Origin of the sequence: Eudoraea adriatica DSM 19308 (assembly GCF_000382125.1) — a bacterium.
Taxonomy (GTDB): Bacteria; Bacteroidota; Bacteroidia; order Flavobacteriales; family Flavobacteriaceae; genus Eudoraea; species Eudoraea adriatica.
The window spans coordinates 311,484-329,619 of sequence record NZ_KB907550.1 but is presented as its reverse complement, the minus strand read 5'-3'; the positions used below and the strand labels follow the sequence as shown (position 1 = coordinate 329,619).

The following is an 18,136-nucleotide window of genomic DNA, read 5'->3' as shown; positions in this document are numbered from 1 at the left end:
CGTGCTATATTTGTAATTGATTAGGTTTATTAATCTGGCTGGTTGTTCCGTTTCATTTTTACCTTTCGCCTTTTCTCACGCTCCTGAGCATCTATAACCGCAACAGCAGTCATATTTACCATTTCCTCCACACTGGCTCCTAATTGCAAAACATGCACAGCCTTTCTAAGACCGAGCATAATAGGACCTATTGAATCTCCGGCATGAAGCTCTTTCAGTAGTTTGTAGGTAATATTGGCAGATTCAAGATTTGGGAATATTAAGGTATTCACTTTTTTACCCCCGAGTGTTGAAAAAGGAAACTGGCTTTTTCGCAGTTTTTTATTCAGTGCAAAATCTGTTTGTATTTCTCCATCTACCACTAATTCCGGATTTCTTGCATGCAATATCTTAATGGCTTCTCTTACTTTAACTGCGTGCGGATGATTGGAAGAGCCAAAATTAGAATAGGAAAGAAGTGCCAAAACAGGATCAAAACCAAATGCCAGGCCAAGATTAGCTGTCATTTGGGCAATTTCAGCTAATTCTTCTGAATTTGGATCAATATTTATGGAAGTATCAGACAGGATCAAGGGGCCCCTTTGGGTAATCATAATATGCGCTGTTGCGGCTTTTGAAACATTATTTGCTTTTCCTATAACTTCAAAAATTGGTTTCACCACATTGGCATAAGCCCTTGAATGCCCTGAAATCATGCCATCGGCATCACCTTCCAGAACCATCATTGCCCCAAAATAATTGCGCTCTCTCATTTTGGTGTTTGCCCCGTATAAAGTAACCCCGCTCCTTTTTCTGGCTTCGAAGAATTTGGCAGCGTAACTCTTTCTTTTCCCTTCCGAATCTTCATCCTTAGGGTCAATAATCAATACATCTGCATCAAATTCCAATTCCTTTTTCAATTCCAGTATTACCTCTTTATTTCCTAACAGGATAGGAGTTGCAATCCCTTCTTCATGTGCAATTTGAGCTGTTTTTAATACATCAAGATGATTCGCTTCTGCAAAAACTATCTTTTTTGGGTTGCTCTTGGCCCTATTCATCAGCAGGCGCATTACTTTATTATCATCTCCGGATCTTTTAAGGAGTTCCTCCCTATATCTGTTCCAGTCTTCAATAGGTTCTTTGGCAACACCACTGTCCATAGCTGCTTGTGCTACCGCCGGGGGTATTTCCGCTATAAGCCTGGGATCAAAAGGTTTTGGTATTATATAATCTTTGCCAAAGGTTAATCTGGTTTCGCCATAAGCAATATTTACCTGTTCCGGAACCGGCTGTTTGGTAAGTTCAGACAATGCTTTTACGGCAGCCATTTTCATTGCTTCGTTAATTTTGGTTGCCCTGACATCCAGTGCCCCGCGAAAAATAAATGGAAAGCCCAGGACATTATTTACCTGATTAGGATGGTCAGATCTTCCTGTGGCCATAATAACATCACCTCTGGTTTTGCAGGCAAGTTTATAGTTTATCTCAGGATCCGGATTGGCCATAGCAAAGACAATAGGGTCTTTTGCCATTGACTTAAGCATCTCTGGCGTGAGGATATCAGCAATTGAAAGACCTATAAAAACGTCTGCGTCCAGCACAGCTTCCTCTAAGGTATCTATCTTCCGCTTTGTGGCAAATTCACGTTTTTCCGGGCTAAGGTTTTCCGCATCTTCGCGAATTACGCCTTTGCTATCCAACATTACAATATTCTCCGAAATCGCTCCAAAGGCCTTATAAAGTCTGGTACATGAAACCGCTGCAGCCCCTGCTCCACTTACCACGATTTTTACTTTATCAATTTTCTTTTTCGCTATCTCCAATGCATTTAACAATGCTGCCGCCGAAATAATCGCTGTCCCGTGCTGATCGTCATGCATCACCGGAATATCCAGCTCTTCCTTTAATCTGCGTTCAATTTCAAAAGCTTCAGGAGCTTTAATATCTTCCAGGTTTATCCCCCCAAAAGTGGGTGCTATGATCTTTACGGTTTCTACAAATTTATCTACATCTTTTGTATCCAGTTCTATATCAATTCCGTCTATGTCCGCGAAAATTTTAAATAATAAACTCTTGCCTTCCATTACAGGCTTGGAAGCCTCGGGTCCAATATCCCCCAGCCCAAGAACCGCTGTGCCATTGGAAATAATGGCTACAATATTTCCCTTGGCGGTATATTTATAGACATTTTCCTTATCCTTTTTAATTTCCAGGCAAGGTTCTGCTACGCCCGGGGAGTAGGCAAGAGCCAAATCGCGCTGGGTGGCATAAGGCTTTGTAGGAACAACTTTAATTTTGCCGGGCTGTGGCTTCGCATGATAGATTAATGCCTCCCTTCTTTTCTTTTCTTCGGACATGGATTCATTTTGAGTATCAAATTTAAGAGTATTTCTTTGGATACAAACATATCTTTGAATACAATTAAAATTACATCAATGTTTGGATGATATTTACGGGACTTTAATAATTCTTGCTGAAATAAAGAATCCAATAAAGTATTGACGCAGTAAGTAATAGGGCTGTTGAATTTTTGATTTTCGTTATTCCCTTATTACTGTTTCTTTTCAGCAGTTACGTTAAGGCGCAGAGCTAAAATTGCTGCAATTATAAAGAATGTGCCTCCAAAGAGCATTGCGTTTACGGCATTACCTCCCAGGAATAGCTTAAAGATTGGCCCGAAGGTAAGTGTTTCAATTCCCATGGGAATCACAATCATCATATTCAAAATACCCATATACACACCACGCCGCTCCTGAGGCACTATGTTAGAGACCATAGTATAAGGAATACCCATCATGGCGGCCCAACCGATACCGAAAAGTACCATTGGAAACAGGACATAAATTGGATCTGCAATAAAAGGTATGCTCATTAATGCTAATCCGGTACCAAATAAACTTGCTGCATAAATTTTCTTTCCGCCAAACTTTAATGTCAATGGAACCAAGGCTAAAGCAACAACAACGGTTGCAATATTGTAAGTCGTACTCATTTTTGCAGATTGAGCAGCTGCGGATGAGAGATCATATCCCATAGTTTTCATAAACAAGGGTGTTATAAATTGCCAATAAACAAATAACGCATACCATTGGAAAAGATATACTACCGAGAGCTTCCACATAAATTTTGGCATTTCCTTCACCGCTTCAGCAATTTCAATAAATGGCATTTTAAAACGTTCTGTAAAAGGCAATTTCTTATGCGAGTTAATTACCTCAAGTTCCTCATCGCTTGGAGGAATTTCCGGGGTTTTGAGAACAGACCATAAAATAGTCGTTACCGACAAAACCGAACCTATAAAAAAGGAGTAATACAACCATTTAGGAATGGAACCTGCTACCTCCGAACCGGCATCTCCACCAAACCAATCCTGGAACAAGAAAATTGAGGCATTGGCTAGTACAATACCGGCACCAACAAAAAGACTCTGCATTTGATATCCCAAACTTAATTGTCTACTGGGTAACTTGTCGCCTACAAAGGCCCTGTAAGGTTCCATAGCCATGTTGTTACCCACATCTAAAATCCAAAGTAACCCAACAGCAAACCATAGAGCCGGACTTAAAGGAAATGCGAACAGACACAAACTTCCAATTATAGCCCCGATAAGAAAAAATGGTTTTCTACGACCCCATCTCGGTGACCATGTTTTATCTGAAATGGCTCCAATAAGAGGCTGAACTATTAAACCCGTAACCGGACCGGCAATATTTAAAATTGGCAGCATATCTTCAGGGGCCCCTAAAAAAAGAAAAATAGGGTTGATCGCACTCTGTTGTAGCCCAAAACTGAATTGGATGCCAAGAAAACCGACGTTCATATTGAAAATTTGCCAAAAACTTAACTCGGGTTTCATAATCTTCATAGTACTCGCTTTGTAGATAAAACAAATTTAATTTTATTTTAAATACTTGGTAAACAGTGCTTCAATATAGCTCTTTATCTTTGTTAACAATAAAATCTTACTTAAAACTTACTTATTTCAGCTTCGAAAACGTTATAGTTCCAAAGGTGCCTTATTCCAGAAATTTTATGTTTCGCTTTAAACCTGAAAATTTCGTGCGTTTAACCGCGGATTTCTGAAAAACCCTCTTAAAAACGTCTTCCGTGATTTCTTCCCAGTCCTTTTTGGTCATTGATAACAGTTCCGGATGCGGATTAAAAAGCGGTTCTGCATGGGGTTTTGAAAATCTATTCCAGGGGCATACATCCTGGCAGATATCGCAACCAAAGATCCAGTCGTCAAACTTATTTTTTACAGAAGTCGGAATTTCATTCTTGAGTTCTATAGTGAAATAAGAAATACATTTGCTACCATCTACTACATAGGGCTCCACAATAGCTTCTGTTGGACAGGCATCTATGCAGGCTGTGCAGCTCCCGCAATGATCTGTGACCGGCGCATCATATTCGAGTTCCAGGTCAATAATCAGTTCTGCGATGAAGTAAAAAGAACCTAATTGCTGTGTAAGGAGATTGGTATGTTTCCCCATCCAGCCCAGGCCACTTTTGGCTGCCCATGCCTTGTCGAGCACAGGGGCGGAATCTACAAAAGCCCTGCCATGTACTTCCCCAATTTCTTCTGTGATGAATTCCTGAAGTTGCCTTAATTTGGATTTGATAACATGATGGTAATCCTGCCCATAGGCGTACTTGGAGACTTTATAGGTGTCTTTGTTTTGAATTTCCTGAGGATAATAATTCAGTAAAAGTGAAATAACAGATTTGGCGCCATCTACCAACAAACGCGGATCCAGGCGTTTGTCAAAATGGTTCTCCATATACTGCATTTCGCCATGCATATTGTTCTTCAACCACTTTTCTAAACGGGGCGCTTCTTCCTCCAAAAAATCAGCTTTGGAAAAGCCACAAGACAAAAAACCGAGGCGTTTGGCTTCAGCTTTAATTAAGTGTGAATATTTTCTTTTTCTATTCAACAATAGACCCTAAATTATTCGGAAAGAGGCTTCCTTTTTACTATCAATCTAAGATATAACTTATACAATTGGAAATAACCGGATTTATCCGGCGTGTTTCTTTGTTTTCAAAACATCCAGAACCCATGATTTCGACTAAATTAACTGATTATTCCAAAATGGCATTAAGCGATCAAGCAAATCAGGAAGTTTACCTTGGCTCAAAACTGATGGGCACAGTAACAGGTTTTAAGGAAATCATTGGGTTTACTTCAACGGTTTTCAAATTGGTACTAATTCGATACTGCTTAATAATCTGTGCTATAGCAATGATCATCTCATACATGGCAAAGTTGTTCCCTACACACATTCTGGGGCCAGCGCCAAAAGGATAGTAATAATTGGAATAGTCTCTTCTCAAGGATATATCGAAGCGGTCCGGATTGAATTCTTCCGGTGCATCCCAGAATGCCGATGCTCTGTGTAATTCGTAAACAGACATTAAAACCAAAGAACCCTTGGGAAAAATTTGCCCCTGAACAATATCATCCGATATTGCTGTTCTATCGATGACATAAGCAGGCGGATAGAGCCTTAAAGCTTCTTCTATACATTGTTTGGTGTACGTTAATTTAGAAAGGCACTGCATGAGGTCTTCAGAATCCAAGTCTGTGTTTTCAACTTCCTTTAAAACCTTATCCTGAATGGATGGGTTTTTAGCCAACAGATGAAGCGTAAAACTAAGGGCATTGGCAGTGGTCTCATGACCTGCCGTAAATAATATCAGGACTTCATCTATTAATTGCCGCCTGGGCATATGTGTGCCGTCTTCATAGGTTGCATTTAAAAGCATGTCCAGCAAATCATCCTTCTTTTCCCCGGATGCTATTCGCTCTTCGATGATATCATTTAGAATCTTCCTTCCCTGTTCGGCCAGCGCCAGGTGTTTATTAATTTTACCACTTAGTTTAAACCACCATTTGAGGTATGGCTGTCTCATTTCCCTGATTAACATCTTTTGGTTGCGCTCCGTATAATCCTGAAGCTGTTCCATGCTTTGCTGAATATCATACCGGCTAAAAAGGGCTTGTGCTACAACCTGGAAAGCCAAATCGCCCATTAAAGGAAATACATCCTGAGTTGTTCCGGGCTCTATTCTTTTTAATTCTGAGTCAATTGCCTGCTTCATGATACCCAATAAACCGATGAGTTTCTTTTTATGAAATGCGGGTTGTACCATGCGACGGTGTACCCGCCAATGTTCTCCATTCGAAGTCAGGATTCCGTGCCCGATATATTTTGCAAGATCTACGGTTTGGAGCTCTGATTTTTCATAATTTTTATGCTGTTTTTGAAGTATGTGCTTTATAATAGTAGCATCTCGAGTGAAGATAACAGCCTTTCGAAAACCAACGTTCACCTTGAAAATATCTCCATATTTTTCAAAATTAGCCCTGTGGAATGGCAAAGGGTTTTTTAGAATTGTCTTTCTGTTCTTAAAAACCTGAAACTGAGAAATTGTAGGAAGTTCTTTCACCTATAAACTATTTGTCAGGCTGAGGGCAGTCGAAGCCATTAATTTTGATAATCATGGTATTTATAATGTGTCGCATTCCTGCACTCAGAAAGAATTTGAAGTAATTGCCAATCACCACGAATCAAAGCTTCTTTTTTTCTTCTTGTCCACCCCTTTACTTTCTTTTCAAAATAAATTGCCTGCAATACATCGGCAAATTCCTGATAAAATTCAAGTTCAAGAGGTCTTCTTTTGTAGGTATAGCTATCCTTTTTAATTCCCGATTGATGTTGTTCAATTCTTTTATCAAGGTCATTGGTAATCCCTGTATAATAGGATTGATCTGAACATTTTAATATGTAAACATAATAACTATACATTTTCTGTTTTGTTTGGGCTTCGACTGCGCTCAGCCTGACATATTGGAATCCTTTTTTAAATAAGGCTTCGATCGCGCTCAGCCTGACATATTGGAATCCTTCTTTACTTAAGGCTTCGACTGCGCTCAGCCTGACATATTGGAATCCTTCTTTACTTAAGGCTTCGACTGCGCTCAGCCTGACATATTGGAATCCTTCTTTACTTAAGGCCTCGACTGCGTTCAGCCTGACATATTGGAATCCTTTTTTCCTTAAGGCTTCGACTGCACTCAGCCTGACATATGGGAATCCTTTTTTAAATAAGGCTTCGATCGCGCTCAGCCTGACATACATTAAATAAACTAAAATAAACCTGGCTGGGAACCTCCTTTAATACGGCCCAAATGGGTGTAGGCCAACTCAGTTACCTCCCTGCCCCTGGGTGTACGCATAATGAAACCCTGCTGAATTAAGAAAGGTTCGTAGACTTCTTCAATAGTTTCAGCACTTTCTGATACCGCTGTAGCCAATGTAGTAATCCCCACGGGGCCTCCTTTAAATTTATCAATAATTGTAGTCAGAATTTTATTATCCATTTCATCTAATCCATGGGTATCCACGTTCAGGGCTTTTAACCCATACCTGGATATAGAAATATCAATATTCCCATCACCCTTGATTTGAGCAAAATCCCTTACTCTTCTTAGCAAGGCATTACTGATTCTTGGGGTTCCTCTGCTTCTTCCCGCTATTTCAATTGCTGCATCATCCTCAATAGGAACTTTGAGTATATCTGCACTGCGCATTACTATCGTAGATAATAATTCCGTTCTGTAGTACTCAAGCCTGCTCGTTATTCCAAATCTGGCACGCATGGGAGCAGTTAATAATCCGGAACGTGTGGTTGCGCCGATTAATGTAAAAGGGTTTAAATTAATTTGTACCGACCTGGCATTTGGGCCGGTTTCAATCATGATATCAATTTTATAATCTTCCATGGCAGAGTACAAATACTCCTCAACTATTGGGCTTAACCTATGAATTTCATCAATGAATAAGACATCTCGTTCATCCAGATTGGTCAAAAGTCCTGCAAGATCCCCCGGTTTATCCAAAACCGGACCCGAAGTAATTTTAATTCCAACCCCCAATTCATTGGCAAGGATATGTGCCAGTGTGGTTTTTCCCAATCCCGGTGGGCCATGAAATAATGTATGATCCAATGCTTCATTTCGCTGGTTGGCTGCCTGCACAAAAACTTTCAGGTTCTCCAAGACCTGCTCCTGACCTGTAAAATCATCAAAAGTAATAGGTCTCAATGCACGTTCAATATCCAATTCCTCTTGCGAAAATGAGGAACCGGTTGGATCAAGGTTTTCATTCATATTTTCAAAGATAGTAAAAAAGAAAAGCGGTAAATATCACAAAATGTTCTTACTTTTTTATATCACGACAATTCCCCGGAAGCACATGATATTTGTCATCTTTTTTACAAAGATTTATTGCCTTCTTTGCATGGAAATTAGAAATTATCATTAAATTATCGCTACTTAGGAAAGTACAATCTTCAAAAACAAAAAATCAATGAAAACATCTTTTAATCTTGAAAAATACGGTATAGAAACAGAAAAGATATACAGGAATAGCAGCGTTCCGGTTCTTTATGAATTAGGACTTCGATTAGAAAAGGGTACTGCCATTTCTAATGTAGGTGCACTTATGACCTACTCCGGCGAAAAAACAGGCCGTAGCCCTAAAGATAAAAGAATCGTAAGACACCCCGATTCTGAAAATAATATTGACTGGGGACCCATCAATATTGGATTGGATGAGCATACATTTATGGTAAACCATGAACGTGCCTTGGATTTCTTAAATATCTGCGATCACCTTTATGTAGTTGATGCTTTTGCCGGTTGGGATCCAAAATACAGGCTTAAAGTCAGAATTATATGCACAAGAGCGTATCACGCACTCTTTATGCAGAATATGTTAATCATGCCAACTGCAGAAGAACTGGAAAATTTTGGAGAACCGGATTATGTTGTTCTTAACGCAGGAGGGTTCCCGGCTAACAGGTATACTTCTGAAATGACTTCTAAAACAAGTGTTGACCTTAATTTGGAACGCAAAGAAATCGTAATTCTTGGAACACAGTATGCGGGTGAGATGAAAAAAGGCATCTTCTCGGTTATGAATTATCTGATGCCTCTGGAAAATGTATTACCTATGCACTGCTCAGCAAATGTAGGTGAAAAGGATGATGTAACTATTTTGTTTGGTTTATCCGGAACAGGAAAAACCACGCTAAGTGCCGATCCTAAACGAAGATTAATTGGAGACGACGAGCACTGCTGGACAGACCAGGGTACATTCAATATTGAAGGAGGATGTTATGCTAAAGCGATTAACCTTTCAGAAGAAAACGAACCGGATATATATAATGCCATAAAATTTGGAACAGTTCTGGAAAATGTGGTATACGATAAATTCACCAGGGAAGTAGATTATACAGATACTTCTATAACTCAGAATACAAGAGCTTCCTATCCAATTGAGTATATAGATAATGTACAAATACCTTGTGTTGCAGGTCATCCGGAAAATATAATCTTCCTTACCTGTGATGCTTTTGGTGTGTTACCTCCGGTAAGTAAACTAACCCCTGAACAGGCTAGTTATCACTTTATTTCAGGATATACCGCAAAGGTGGCAGGCACCGAAATGGGTGTAACCGAACCACAGGCAACATTCAGTGCTTGTTTTGGGGCAGCATTTATGATGTGGCATCCAAATAAATATGCAGAATTGCTGGCAGAAAAAATCAAAGAACACAAGGCTACTGCCTGGTTGGTTAATACAGGATGGACTGGTGGAGCACATGGTGTGGGATCAAGGATGAGCCTTAAGTATACCCGGGCAATGATCGATGCAATTCATAATAATGATTTCGACAATGTAGAATTTACCACAGATGAGGAGTTTGGCGTTCAAATTCCACTAAGTTGTCCGAATGTGCCTTCTGAGATTCTCATACCAAAGAATACATGGGAAGACAAGGAGCAATATCAGGAAGTAAAGAAGAAGTTAGTAGGGCTTTTTAATGAAAACTTTAAAAAGTTCGAAGCTGATGTAAATAGCGAAATCGTGGAAGCGGGTCCTAAAGCAGATTTTACACTGCAGTCCTAACCACGCTGAGTTTACAAAAACCCCCATCACAAGGGCGATGGGGGTTTTTTTTTATAATGTCTCTAATAAAACTATTACTCCTCTCTCTTATATAACTCAGAAGTATTCAGAAATTCATTCAAAATTATTTTGGGGTTTCCCCATAAATAAGTCTTAGCTGAACCACTGGACGAGAGTTCTATAATTTTGTAGGCGTTCACCCATGCTCTGGCTGTTTCTCCTATAACAGCGCTCATAACTCCGGCTTCCATTTTTTGACCCTTAAGGTCGCTGCTTCCGGACAATTTTATATTCAAAGTATCCGCAGTCCCTTCAACCACTGCTGAGGAATTATTATGCATCTCAATAGTACCTTGGGCAGTTGTTGTATAAATATTGAGGTTTATCTTCTCTTTTAGAACCAGATCTATGGAATCAGACTGTATGTTTAGATTCCCTGAACTGGTTCCCTCCATGTTTAAACGAACAATCGAAGCCCGCGCATTTAATTCAATCTTAGAAGTTCCAAATGTGCTGATTTTAAGCTCATCGGCATTAATCATATTTTTTGTAACAAGTTTCCCTTGCTGCAAAACTATGCTTTGGAGTTCATTGTAATTTATTGTTATATCGAGTTGTTTCCTGGCTGTGATATTGTAAAAGGATCTTATAATAAGGGTGTTGTCTTCGACATCAAATCTTAAAATATCTATTAAATTATCATCTGCAGTAATTGAATATCCGGGAAGAGTAGTCTCATTCAAAGAGATTTCAAGATCATCCTTGACTTCTATCGCATTAAAGAAAGGCAGGTCTTCATTAACATTTACAATAGATTTATTGCCTTTTATCTTAGGTTTTCTCTGGGCACTAACCGCCAAAGTGGTGAATGCTAAAAAAAATATAACAAAGTTTTTCACGATAACGAATTTAATAATTATTCCCGCCAAAAATAAGTCAGTTATATTTTTTTATACAAACCTTATAATAATCCCTATATCAATAACAACAAAAAGCCCATCCTGGTGGATGGGCCTTACTATTTTGTAATTGAAACTTCGTCTTTAATGATTCAGTTCCTCTTCATCTTGTTGCAGTGGTATATTTTGCGGAACAAAATCCTGACCCGGAATTATGTACTCCCCATTTTCATCAATTTTGCTATAGTCATATGCCCATCTGTGTACATGCGGAATCTCACCTTCCCAGTTTCCATGGAAATGCTCTATTGGTGCAGTCCACTCCAATGTATTGGATTTCCATGGGTTTTGCTCGGTGGGTTTCCCATAAAAAATACTACTTATGAAATTATATAAGAAAACTAATTGAGCAAGCCCGGCTATTAGAGCAAAAACTGTAATAAGTATATTTACATCTGTCAATTCATCGAACATTGGGAAGGCTGTGTTTTGATAATAGCGTCTTGGAACGCCGGCCATACCAACAAAGTGCATAGGAAAGAATACGCCGTACGCACAGATTGCAGTAACCCAAAAATGCACATAGCCCAGATTCTTATTCATCATTCGCTTAAACATTTTTGGGAACCAATGGTAGACCCCTGCGAATAAGCCATATAAGGCTGAAATACCCATTACCAGGTGGAAGTGAGCCACAACAAAATATGTATCGTGAACATTAATATCCAAAGTACTGTCACCAAGAATAATACCGGTTAATCCACCAGTTATAAAGGTCGACACCAATCCTATAGAGAAAAGCATTGCCGGATTAAGCTGTAAATTTCCCTTCCACAACGTGGTGATATAATTAAATGCCTTGACCGCAGACGGGATTGCTATTAAGAGTGTTGTAAATGTAAATACGGATCCTAGGAATGGATTCATTCCCGAAATAAACATATGGTGCCCCCAAACTATGGTTGATAAAAATGCAATTGCCAAAATTGATGCTACCATTGCTCTATAACCAAATATTGGTTTTCGGGCATTAGTAGACATAACTTCAGAAGTTATCCCCAGGGCAGGAAGGAGTACTATGTATACCTCGGGATGCCCTAAAAACCAAAACAAGTGTTCAAACAATACAGGAGAACCTCCCTGATAGTGCAAGACTTCACCCTGAATAAAAATATCAGACAAAAAGAAAGACGTTCCAAAACTTCTATCCATTATCAAAAGTAAAGCAGCTGATAGCAATACGGGAAAAGAAATTACTCCAATTATTGCGGTTACGAAAAACGCCCAAATAGTTAATGGAAGCCTTGTCATAGACATCCCCTTAGTTCTGAGGTTGATTACCGTTACAATGTAGTTCAATGATCCCAATAAGGAAGAAGCAATAAAGATCGCCATGGATACCAACCACAATGTCATCCCCATCCCGGATCCTGGCTGTGCCATTGGCAGAGCACTAAGCGGCGGGTAAATTGTCCATCCTGCAGCCGCGGGTCCTGCCTCCACAAAAAGCGAAATAACCATGATAACACTGGATACAAAGAACATCCAATACGATAACATATTTAGGAAACCTGAAGCCATATCTCTTGCCCCAATCTGCAATGGTATCAGAAGATTACTAAAAGTACCGCTTAAGCCGGCTGTAAGGACAAAGAATACCATTATGGTACCATGTATGGTAACCAATGCCAGGTACATATCTGCATCCAAAACACCACCTGGTGCCCAACCTCCTAAAAATGTCTCGAAAATAGGAAATGATTCTCCGGGCCAGGCCAATTGCATTCTGAATAAAAGAGACATAGCAATGCCAATAATACCCATAATCAAACCAGTTATAAGATACTGTTTTGAAATCATCTTATGATCCTGACTAAATATATACTTTGTTACAAATGTCTCTTTATGATGATGTACATGATCATCTGCGTGATCATCAACGTGGGCATGTGCAGTAACAGACATAATTAAATTTTTTTATATTAATCTTCTTTTTATATAGCCTTATTTATTGTATCGATGCCATGGTCTGACTAAAAGTCTGCTGACTTTCAATCCATGCATTATACTCTTCTTCACTTTCTACAATGATCTTCATCTGCATATTATAGTGCGATTTACCACAAATTTTATTACACAACAAGACATAATCAAATTCCCAGGGATCGGAGTTATCCTCGCCATTGGCTGCGCGTTCTGCTCTAATTATATTTGTCCTCTTTACCTTGTCTACCACATCAGGATTCATTCTCATCTCAGCTGTAGTTATAGTAGGTGTAAAAGAGAACTCCGTGGTCATTCCGGGCACGCAATTCATCTGGGCTCTAAAATGTGGCATATAAGCCGAATGCAATACATCCTGCGAACGCATTTTAAAGTTTACTTTTCTTCCAACAGGCAGATGTAATTCTTTTACAATAATATCATCAGAAGCATTGGGGTCAGATTCATCCAATCCCAAAATATTTGCCTTATCAATATCTATCATTCTAACATTGGAAGTTCCCAGTACATTGTCTGCACCACCATATCTGGCAGTCCAGTTAAATTGTTGTGCATAAAGTTCTACAATCAGAGGATCATCTTCATCATTGATATCCATTATGCTGGTCCAGGTGTATAAACCCCATAAGATTAATCCGGCTAAAACAATCACCGGAATTATCGTCCATATAAATTCCAGCCTGTCATTATCTGCAAAGAACAAAGCTTTTTTACCCTTTTCACCGCGATATTTATACCCAAAATAATGCAATAAAGCCTGGGTAAGGGTTTGTACAAAAAAGATGATTATAAACGAAACAAGCATTAAGTAATCATAATCACCTCCATGAGCCGAAGCAGCTTCAGGCAATAACACTTTAGTGTATTTATAAAAACTAAATATGGTTATCCCATAAATAAATATCAAAAAAGCAAACAACAAGTAACCATTATACTTGTTATCCTTATCCGTCGCCACTTGTGAATCTATTGTCTTTAGCTTGGACAATTCAAAGATTTTGGTCATTTGCCAAATTGCAATTGCCACGAGTACTAAAACAATTAAGATCAATAATGTAGTCATTGTATGTATTGAAATTATACTTTAAAATTACTAATAATGAAAATGCCTGCTTTCTTCTATAAAAGGATTACGACTCGGCTGCAAGGGAGCATGGGTTAATGCCCGGAAAACCCAGAAAATAAAAGCTCCTGAGAAAAAGAGAATTGCACCTATTTCCGGAACCCCAATATACCATTGGTCTCCAACCGTTGCCGGCATTATCATATTAAATATATCTAAATAATGTCCTGCAAGTAAAACGATGCCGGTCATAATTACAAACCAATTCACCCTTTTATAATCGCTGTTCATGAGCAACAATAATGGAAATACAAAATTCATTGCTACCATTCCAAAAAATGGCAGGTTATAATCTTCAATCCTAGTAACGAAATACGTAACTTCTTCAGGAATATTAGCATACCATATTAACATAAACTGACCAAACCAAAGATAAGTCCAGAAGATACTAAAGCCAAACATAAATTTTGCAAGGTCATGGATATGGCTGTCATTAACATCCGGCAAATACCCTTTTGATTTAAGGTAAATAGTAACCATGGCGATAACAGTTATGCCCGAAACGATCATACTTGCAAAAACATACCATCCAAAAAGTGTACTGAACCAATGCGGATCAACACTCATAATCCAATCCCAAGACATAATGGATTCTGAAATAAGATAAAATACAAGGAAAGCTGCTGAAAATCTGAAGTTCTTTTTGAAATTGGAATTATCATCTGCATTATCCTGAGCAATAGAAAGTCTTCGTGATATTTCACGGTAACCAATCCATCCTCCAAGGAAGATGGCAGCACGTATCAGAAAGAAAGTAGGATTGAGATATCCGGCTTTATTCTGAAGCAATTTGTCATGAGCCACAACATCGGCATCCATCCATGTAAACATATGATTGAAATGCAATACGGATAGTACCAGTATTACAAATACAATTATTCCACCAGGAACCAGGTATGCTGTAATTCCTTCCATTACCCTGAACAACAAAGGTGACCATCCGGCTTGTGAAGCCCTTTGAATACCATAGAATGCAAGGACACCTAAAGCAATCATAAAGAAAAAGAAAGCAGCCACATATAAAGCAGCCCATGGTCTGTTTTGCAGTTGGTGTAACAAGTGCTCATCATGATCGCTATTGTGATCAGAGGCCCCACCGTGGTCAGAAGCCATAGCATGGGATGCTTCCTCTCCATGAGAATCTCCATGACCGTCATCATGCGCGGCCACCATGGCTTTGGCTTCCTCTACCGTAGCTGGTGCAGACACAAAGCCAATACCAATTCCCAATACCCCAACAGCCATGAGAATAAAGGAAGCTATTTTTAATCTGTTTGAAAACGTGTACATATTAAAGGTCTATGTATTATTTTGTTAAGTCTTGTTTCAATTGCATTACGTATTCTGATACTTGCCAACGCTCTTCATAATCAAGCTGTCCTGCATAGGAACCCATGGAATTCAGTCCGTAATAAATAGTATGATAGGTGCTTCCAACGGTAATATTCCTTGCGGCATCAGCATAACTGGGCACCCCCAATATTTTTTCTCTTTTTACCAAAGTCCCTTGGCCTTTTCCCAGGTTGCCATGGCATATACCACAATATATGGTATAAAGTTCTTTGCCTTTGGCAAGATTTGCTTCCATTAGCAAAGTATCCAATGGACTTGGTTGCATTCTCGCCATTTCCTTGCCCTCAAGATCATTTGCAAATTCATAAGGCAACCACCCTCTGTGAATTGTATTTTCCGGAGGAGTCATAGCTTCAGTACCGCCTGGAAGAAAATCTACTTGCTGATAGGTTTCATAACCAACCGGCTCATACATATTTGGCATATATTGATAATTTGGACTATTGCTATCTGCACATGCAGAAACCAATCCAATTATTGCCAGAATCATTACTATTTTTATAAAACCCTTCATTTTCTAATGACTGTTTTTAATAATGTTCAACTCTACTGCCCCTGTATCCAACAACAAGTCCTTCAATTCAGACTCATTATTATGCACTTCAATCTCCATAATAAAATGAGCGTCTGTTGTTCTAACATCAGGGTTCTCAGCTTTTTTAAATGGCCATAACCTGCTGCGCAAATAAAATGTAATCACCATTAAATGTGCTGCAAAGAAAACCGTTAATTCAAACATAATTGGCACAAAAGCTGGCATATTTTCTATGTAGCTAAAGCTGGGTTTTCCACCAATATCCATTGGCCAGTCATCGATCATTATGTACTTCATCATAACAATAGAAACAATTAACCCCAAACATCCATACATAAAGGATGTAATAGCAATTCTGGTCGGAGCTAAGCCCATTGCCTTGTCCAAACCATGCACCGGGAACGGGCAATAGACCTCCTCGATGTGATGTTTTTCAGCTTTTACCTTTTTAACGGCGTGCATCAGTACATCATCATCATCATAATATGCGTGGATAACAGTAGCTGCCATAATTATTTATCGTTGTTTAAAAACATTTTTGCTTGTCCCGCCCAATCATCTCTCTGAGCTCTTCCGGGAAAAGCACCAGTAAGAGCGTCTAGCATATCATATTCTTTCTGTGTCATTTTGCTCACCTGTAAAAAGCTGAAAATACCCAATTTATTCAGGGTTTTTTCCATTAAAGGGCCAATCCCTTTTACCTTTTTAAGATCGTCCGGCTCCTGAGTTCCCGAATCAAAACTACCAAGTGTACTAAGCAAACTTTCTTTATCAGGTTCTGCAGAAACAGCAGCCTCCTCTTCATTACCAATAATTGTTTCCCTTACAATTCCATTTTTACTTATAGTATATAATGGTTTGCCAGCATCTCTAAGGGCTTTAAAACGAGATCCTGATGATTTTAAAATAGATTTTACCTCAGCCTGAGCAATTACCGGGAAGGTTCTTGAATATAATAGAAAGAGCACAAAGAAGAAGCCAATAGTACCTATGAAAATTCCAATGTCCACAAAAGTTGGTGAGAACATAGTCCATGAGGAAGGTAAATAATCCCGGTGCAATGATGTAACAATAATCACAAATCTTTCAAACCACATACCTACATTTACTACGATAGATATAATAAATGAAATTACTATGCTGGTTCTGATTTTCTTGAACCACATGATCTGTGGTGAAACAACATTACAACTCATCATCAAAAGATATGCCCACCAATATGGTCCTGTTGCCCTGTTTAAGAAAGCATACTGTTCGTATTCAACACCTGAATACCAGGCAATAAAAAGCTCAGTGATATACGCACAACCGACGATTGAACCCGTAATCATAATTACTATATTCATCAGTTCAATATGCTGAACGGTAATATAATCTTCAAGGTGACTTACCTTTCTCATAATTATCAAGAGTGTTTGCACCATCGCAAATCCTGAGAATATTGCTCCCGCAACAAAGTAAGGCGGGAAAATAGTGGTATGCCAGCCCGGAATAACAGAAGTGGCAAAGTCAAAAGATACAATAGTATGTACAGAAAGTACAAGTGGCGTTGCCAGCCCTGCAAGAACAAGTGAAACCTCTTCAAAGCGCTGCCAGTCCTTCGCGCGGCCTGTCCAACCAAAACTAACCAAACCGTAAATTTTCTTTTGGAAAGGTTTAACAGCCCTGTCGCGAATCATACCAAAATCCGGGAGTAAACCTGTCCACCAGAACACCAATGAAACAGAAAGGTAAGTTGATATGGCAAAAACATCCCATAACAAGGGTGAATTAAAGTTAACCCATAAGGAACCAAACTGATTAGGTATTGGGACAACCCAATACGCCAGCCATGGTCTACCCATATGTATTATCGGGAATAAGCCTGCCTGAATTACAGAAAATATCGTCATGGCTTCCGCAGATCGGTTAATTGCCATTCTCCATTTTTGCCTAAATAATAAAAGTACTGCAGAAATTAAGGTTCCGGCGTGTCCAATACCTACCCACCAAACGAAGTTTGTAATATCCCAGGCCCAGTTAACTGTTTTGTTAAGTCCCCAGGTTCCTATACCAGTCGATATTGTGTAAATTATGGCACCTACCCCCCAAAGGAGTGCTGCCAATGCAATGGAAAAAACAATCCACCATTGTTTATTAGCCCGTCCTTCAACCGGAGCTGCAATATCTACCGATACATCATGGTAGCCTTTGTCCCCAAGAACTAAGGGTTTACGTATTGGTGCTTCGTAATGCGACGCCATATAGTTTTATTATAGTT

At 39.1% G+C, this 18,136-nt stretch carries 14 protein-coding genes and 1 pseudogene; 1 reads left to right on the top strand and 14 read right to left on the bottom strand.

Annotated elements, in window-relative coordinates; translation table 11 throughout:
* Positions 1 to 29: 29 nt before the first annotated feature.
* From G504_RS0113490 to ruvB, 7 genes and pseudogenes are all read right to left on the bottom strand, one after another.
* A complete protein-coding gene (locus tag G504_RS0113490; protein ID WP_019670720.1) occupies positions 30 to 2,339 on the bottom strand; it encodes an NADP-dependent malic enzyme in 2,310 nt (769 codons plus the stop codon).
* A gap of 194 nt (positions 2,340 to 2,533) precedes the next feature.
* Positions 2,534 to 3,847 (bottom strand): MFS transporter, encoded by a 1,314-nt coding sequence (locus G504_RS0113485; RefSeq protein WP_019670719.1) that lies wholly within the window; start codon positions 3,845 to 3,847, stop codon positions 2,534 to 2,536.
* A gap of 151 nt (positions 3,848 to 3,998) precedes the next feature.
* Positions 3,999 to 4,919 (bottom strand): tRNA epoxyqueuosine(34) reductase QueG, encoded by a 921-nt coding sequence (gene queG / locus G504_RS0113480; RefSeq protein WP_019670718.1) that lies wholly within the window; start codon positions 4,917 to 4,919, stop codon positions 3,999 to 4,001.
* Positions 4,920 to 5,109: 190 nt separating this feature from the next.
* Positions 5,110 to 6,435, bottom strand: a complete 1,326-nt coding sequence (locus G504_RS0113475) for a cytochrome P450 (RefSeq protein ID WP_019670717.1) — start codon at positions 6,433 to 6,435, stop codon at positions 5,110 to 5,112.
* Between the two features lie 38 nt (positions 6,436 to 6,473).
* A complete protein-coding gene (locus G504_RS0113470; RefSeq protein WP_026348579.1) occupies positions 6,474 to 6,794 on the bottom strand; it encodes a GIY-YIG nuclease family protein in 321 nt (106 codons plus the stop codon).
* A 72-nt stretch (positions 6,795 to 6,866) separates the two neighbouring features.
* Positions 6,867 to 7,127, bottom strand: a pseudogene (locus G504_RS20145) (HEAT repeat domain-containing protein); the annotation flags it as partial.
* An 8-nt stretch (positions 7,128 to 7,135) separates the two neighbouring features.
* A complete protein-coding gene (gene ruvB, locus G504_RS0113465; protein ID WP_019670715.1) occupies positions 7,136 to 8,158 on the bottom strand; it encodes a Holliday junction branch migration DNA helicase RuvB in 1,023 nt (340 codons plus the stop codon).
* A gap of 199 nt (positions 8,159 to 8,357) precedes the next feature.
* Between ruvB and pckA the strand changes: the two genes are divergently transcribed.
* Entirely contained in the window at positions 8,358 to 9,962 is a 1,605-nt protein-coding gene (pckA, locus tag G504_RS0113460) for a phosphoenolpyruvate carboxykinase (ATP) (protein ID WP_019670714.1), read from the top strand.
* 74 nt (positions 9,963 to 10,036) lie between these two features.
* Here the strand turns inward: pckA and G504_RS0113455 are convergent, their stop codons facing one another.
* From G504_RS0113455 to nrfD, 7 genes are all read right to left on the bottom strand, one after another.
* Positions 10,037 to 10,861, bottom strand: coding sequence for a GIN domain-containing protein (locus G504_RS0113455; protein ID WP_019670713.1), 825 nt, complete (start codon positions 10,859 to 10,861; stop codon positions 10,037 to 10,039).
* A gap of 144 nt (positions 10,862 to 11,005) precedes the next feature.
* A complete protein-coding gene (locus G504_RS0113450) occupies positions 11,006 to 12,826 on the bottom strand; it encodes a cytochrome c oxidase subunit I (protein WP_019670712.1) in 1,821 nt (606 codons plus the stop codon).
* 43 nt (positions 12,827 to 12,869) lie between these two features.
* Positions 12,870 to 13,928 carry a cytochrome c oxidase subunit II gene (locus G504_RS0113445; RefSeq protein ID WP_019670711.1) on the bottom strand — a complete coding sequence of 353 codons (1,059 nt, stop codon included), beginning with the start codon at positions 13,926 to 13,928 and terminating at the stop codon, positions 12,870 to 12,872.
* 30 nt (positions 13,929 to 13,958) lie between these two features.
* Positions 13,959 to 15,278, bottom strand: a complete 1,320-nt coding sequence (locus G504_RS0113440; RefSeq protein ID WP_019670710.1) for a hypothetical protein — start codon at positions 15,276 to 15,278, stop codon at positions 13,959 to 13,961.
* A gap of 16 nt (positions 15,279 to 15,294) precedes the next feature.
* Positions 15,295 to 15,855 (bottom strand): c-type cytochrome, encoded by a 561-nt coding sequence (locus G504_RS0113435; protein WP_019670709.1) that lies wholly within the window; start codon positions 15,853 to 15,855, stop codon positions 15,295 to 15,297.
* A gap of 3 nt (positions 15,856 to 15,858) precedes the next feature.
* Positions 15,859 to 16,386 (bottom strand): DUF3341 domain-containing protein, encoded by a 528-nt coding sequence (locus G504_RS0113430; protein WP_019670708.1) that lies wholly within the window; start codon positions 16,384 to 16,386, stop codon positions 15,859 to 15,861.
* Between the two features lie 2 nt (positions 16,387 to 16,388).
* Positions 16,389 to 18,119 carry an NrfD/PsrC family molybdoenzyme membrane anchor subunit gene (gene nrfD, locus G504_RS18740; RefSeq protein ID WP_019670707.1) on the bottom strand — a complete coding sequence of 577 codons (1,731 nt, stop codon included), beginning with the start codon at positions 18,117 to 18,119 and terminating at the stop codon, positions 16,389 to 16,391.
* Positions 18,120 to 18,136: the final 17 nt, after the last annotated feature.

Excerpts from the sequence above, each read along its gene's own strand:
- nrfD (WP_019670707.1), bottom strand. The coding sequence starts at position 18,119 with ATGGCGTCGCATTACGAAGCACCAATACGTAAACCCTTAGTTCTTGGG.
- G504_RS0113430 (WP_019670708.1), bottom strand. The coding sequence starts at position 16,386 with ATGGCAGCTACTGTTATCCACGCATATTATGATGATGATGATGTACTG.
- ruvB (WP_019670715.1), bottom strand. The coding sequence starts at position 8,158 with ATGAATGAAAACCTTGATCCAACCGGTTCCTCATTTTCGCAAGAGGAA.
- G504_RS0113490 (WP_019670720.1), bottom strand. The coding sequence starts at position 2,339 with ATGTCCGAAGAAAAGAAAAGAAGGGAGGCATTAATCTATCATGCGAAG.
- G504_RS0113435 (WP_019670709.1), bottom strand. The coding sequence starts at position 15,855 with ATGAAGGGTTTTATAAAAATAGTAATGATTCTGGCAATAATTGGATTG.
- G504_RS0113445 (WP_019670711.1), bottom strand. The coding sequence starts at position 13,928 with ATGACTACATTATTGATCTTAATTGTTTTAGTACTCGTGGCAATTGCA.
- pckA (WP_019670714.1), top strand. The coding sequence starts at position 8,358 with ATGAAAACATCTTTTAATCTTGAAAAATACGGTATAGAAACAGAAAAG.
- G504_RS0113440 (WP_019670710.1), bottom strand. The coding sequence starts at position 15,278 with ATGTACACGTTTTCAAACAGATTAAAAATAGCTTCCTTTATTCTCATG.
- G504_RS0113485 (WP_019670719.1), bottom strand. The coding sequence starts at position 3,847 with ATGAAGATTATGAAACCCGAGTTAAGTTTTTGGCAAATTTTCAATATG.
- G504_RS0113470 (WP_026348579.1), bottom strand. The coding sequence starts at position 6,794 with ATGTATAGTTATTATGTTTACATATTAAAATGTTCAGATCAATCCTAT.
- G504_RS0113450 (WP_019670712.1), bottom strand. The coding sequence starts at position 12,826 with ATGTCTGTTACTGCACATGCCCACGTTGATGATCACGCAGATGATCAT.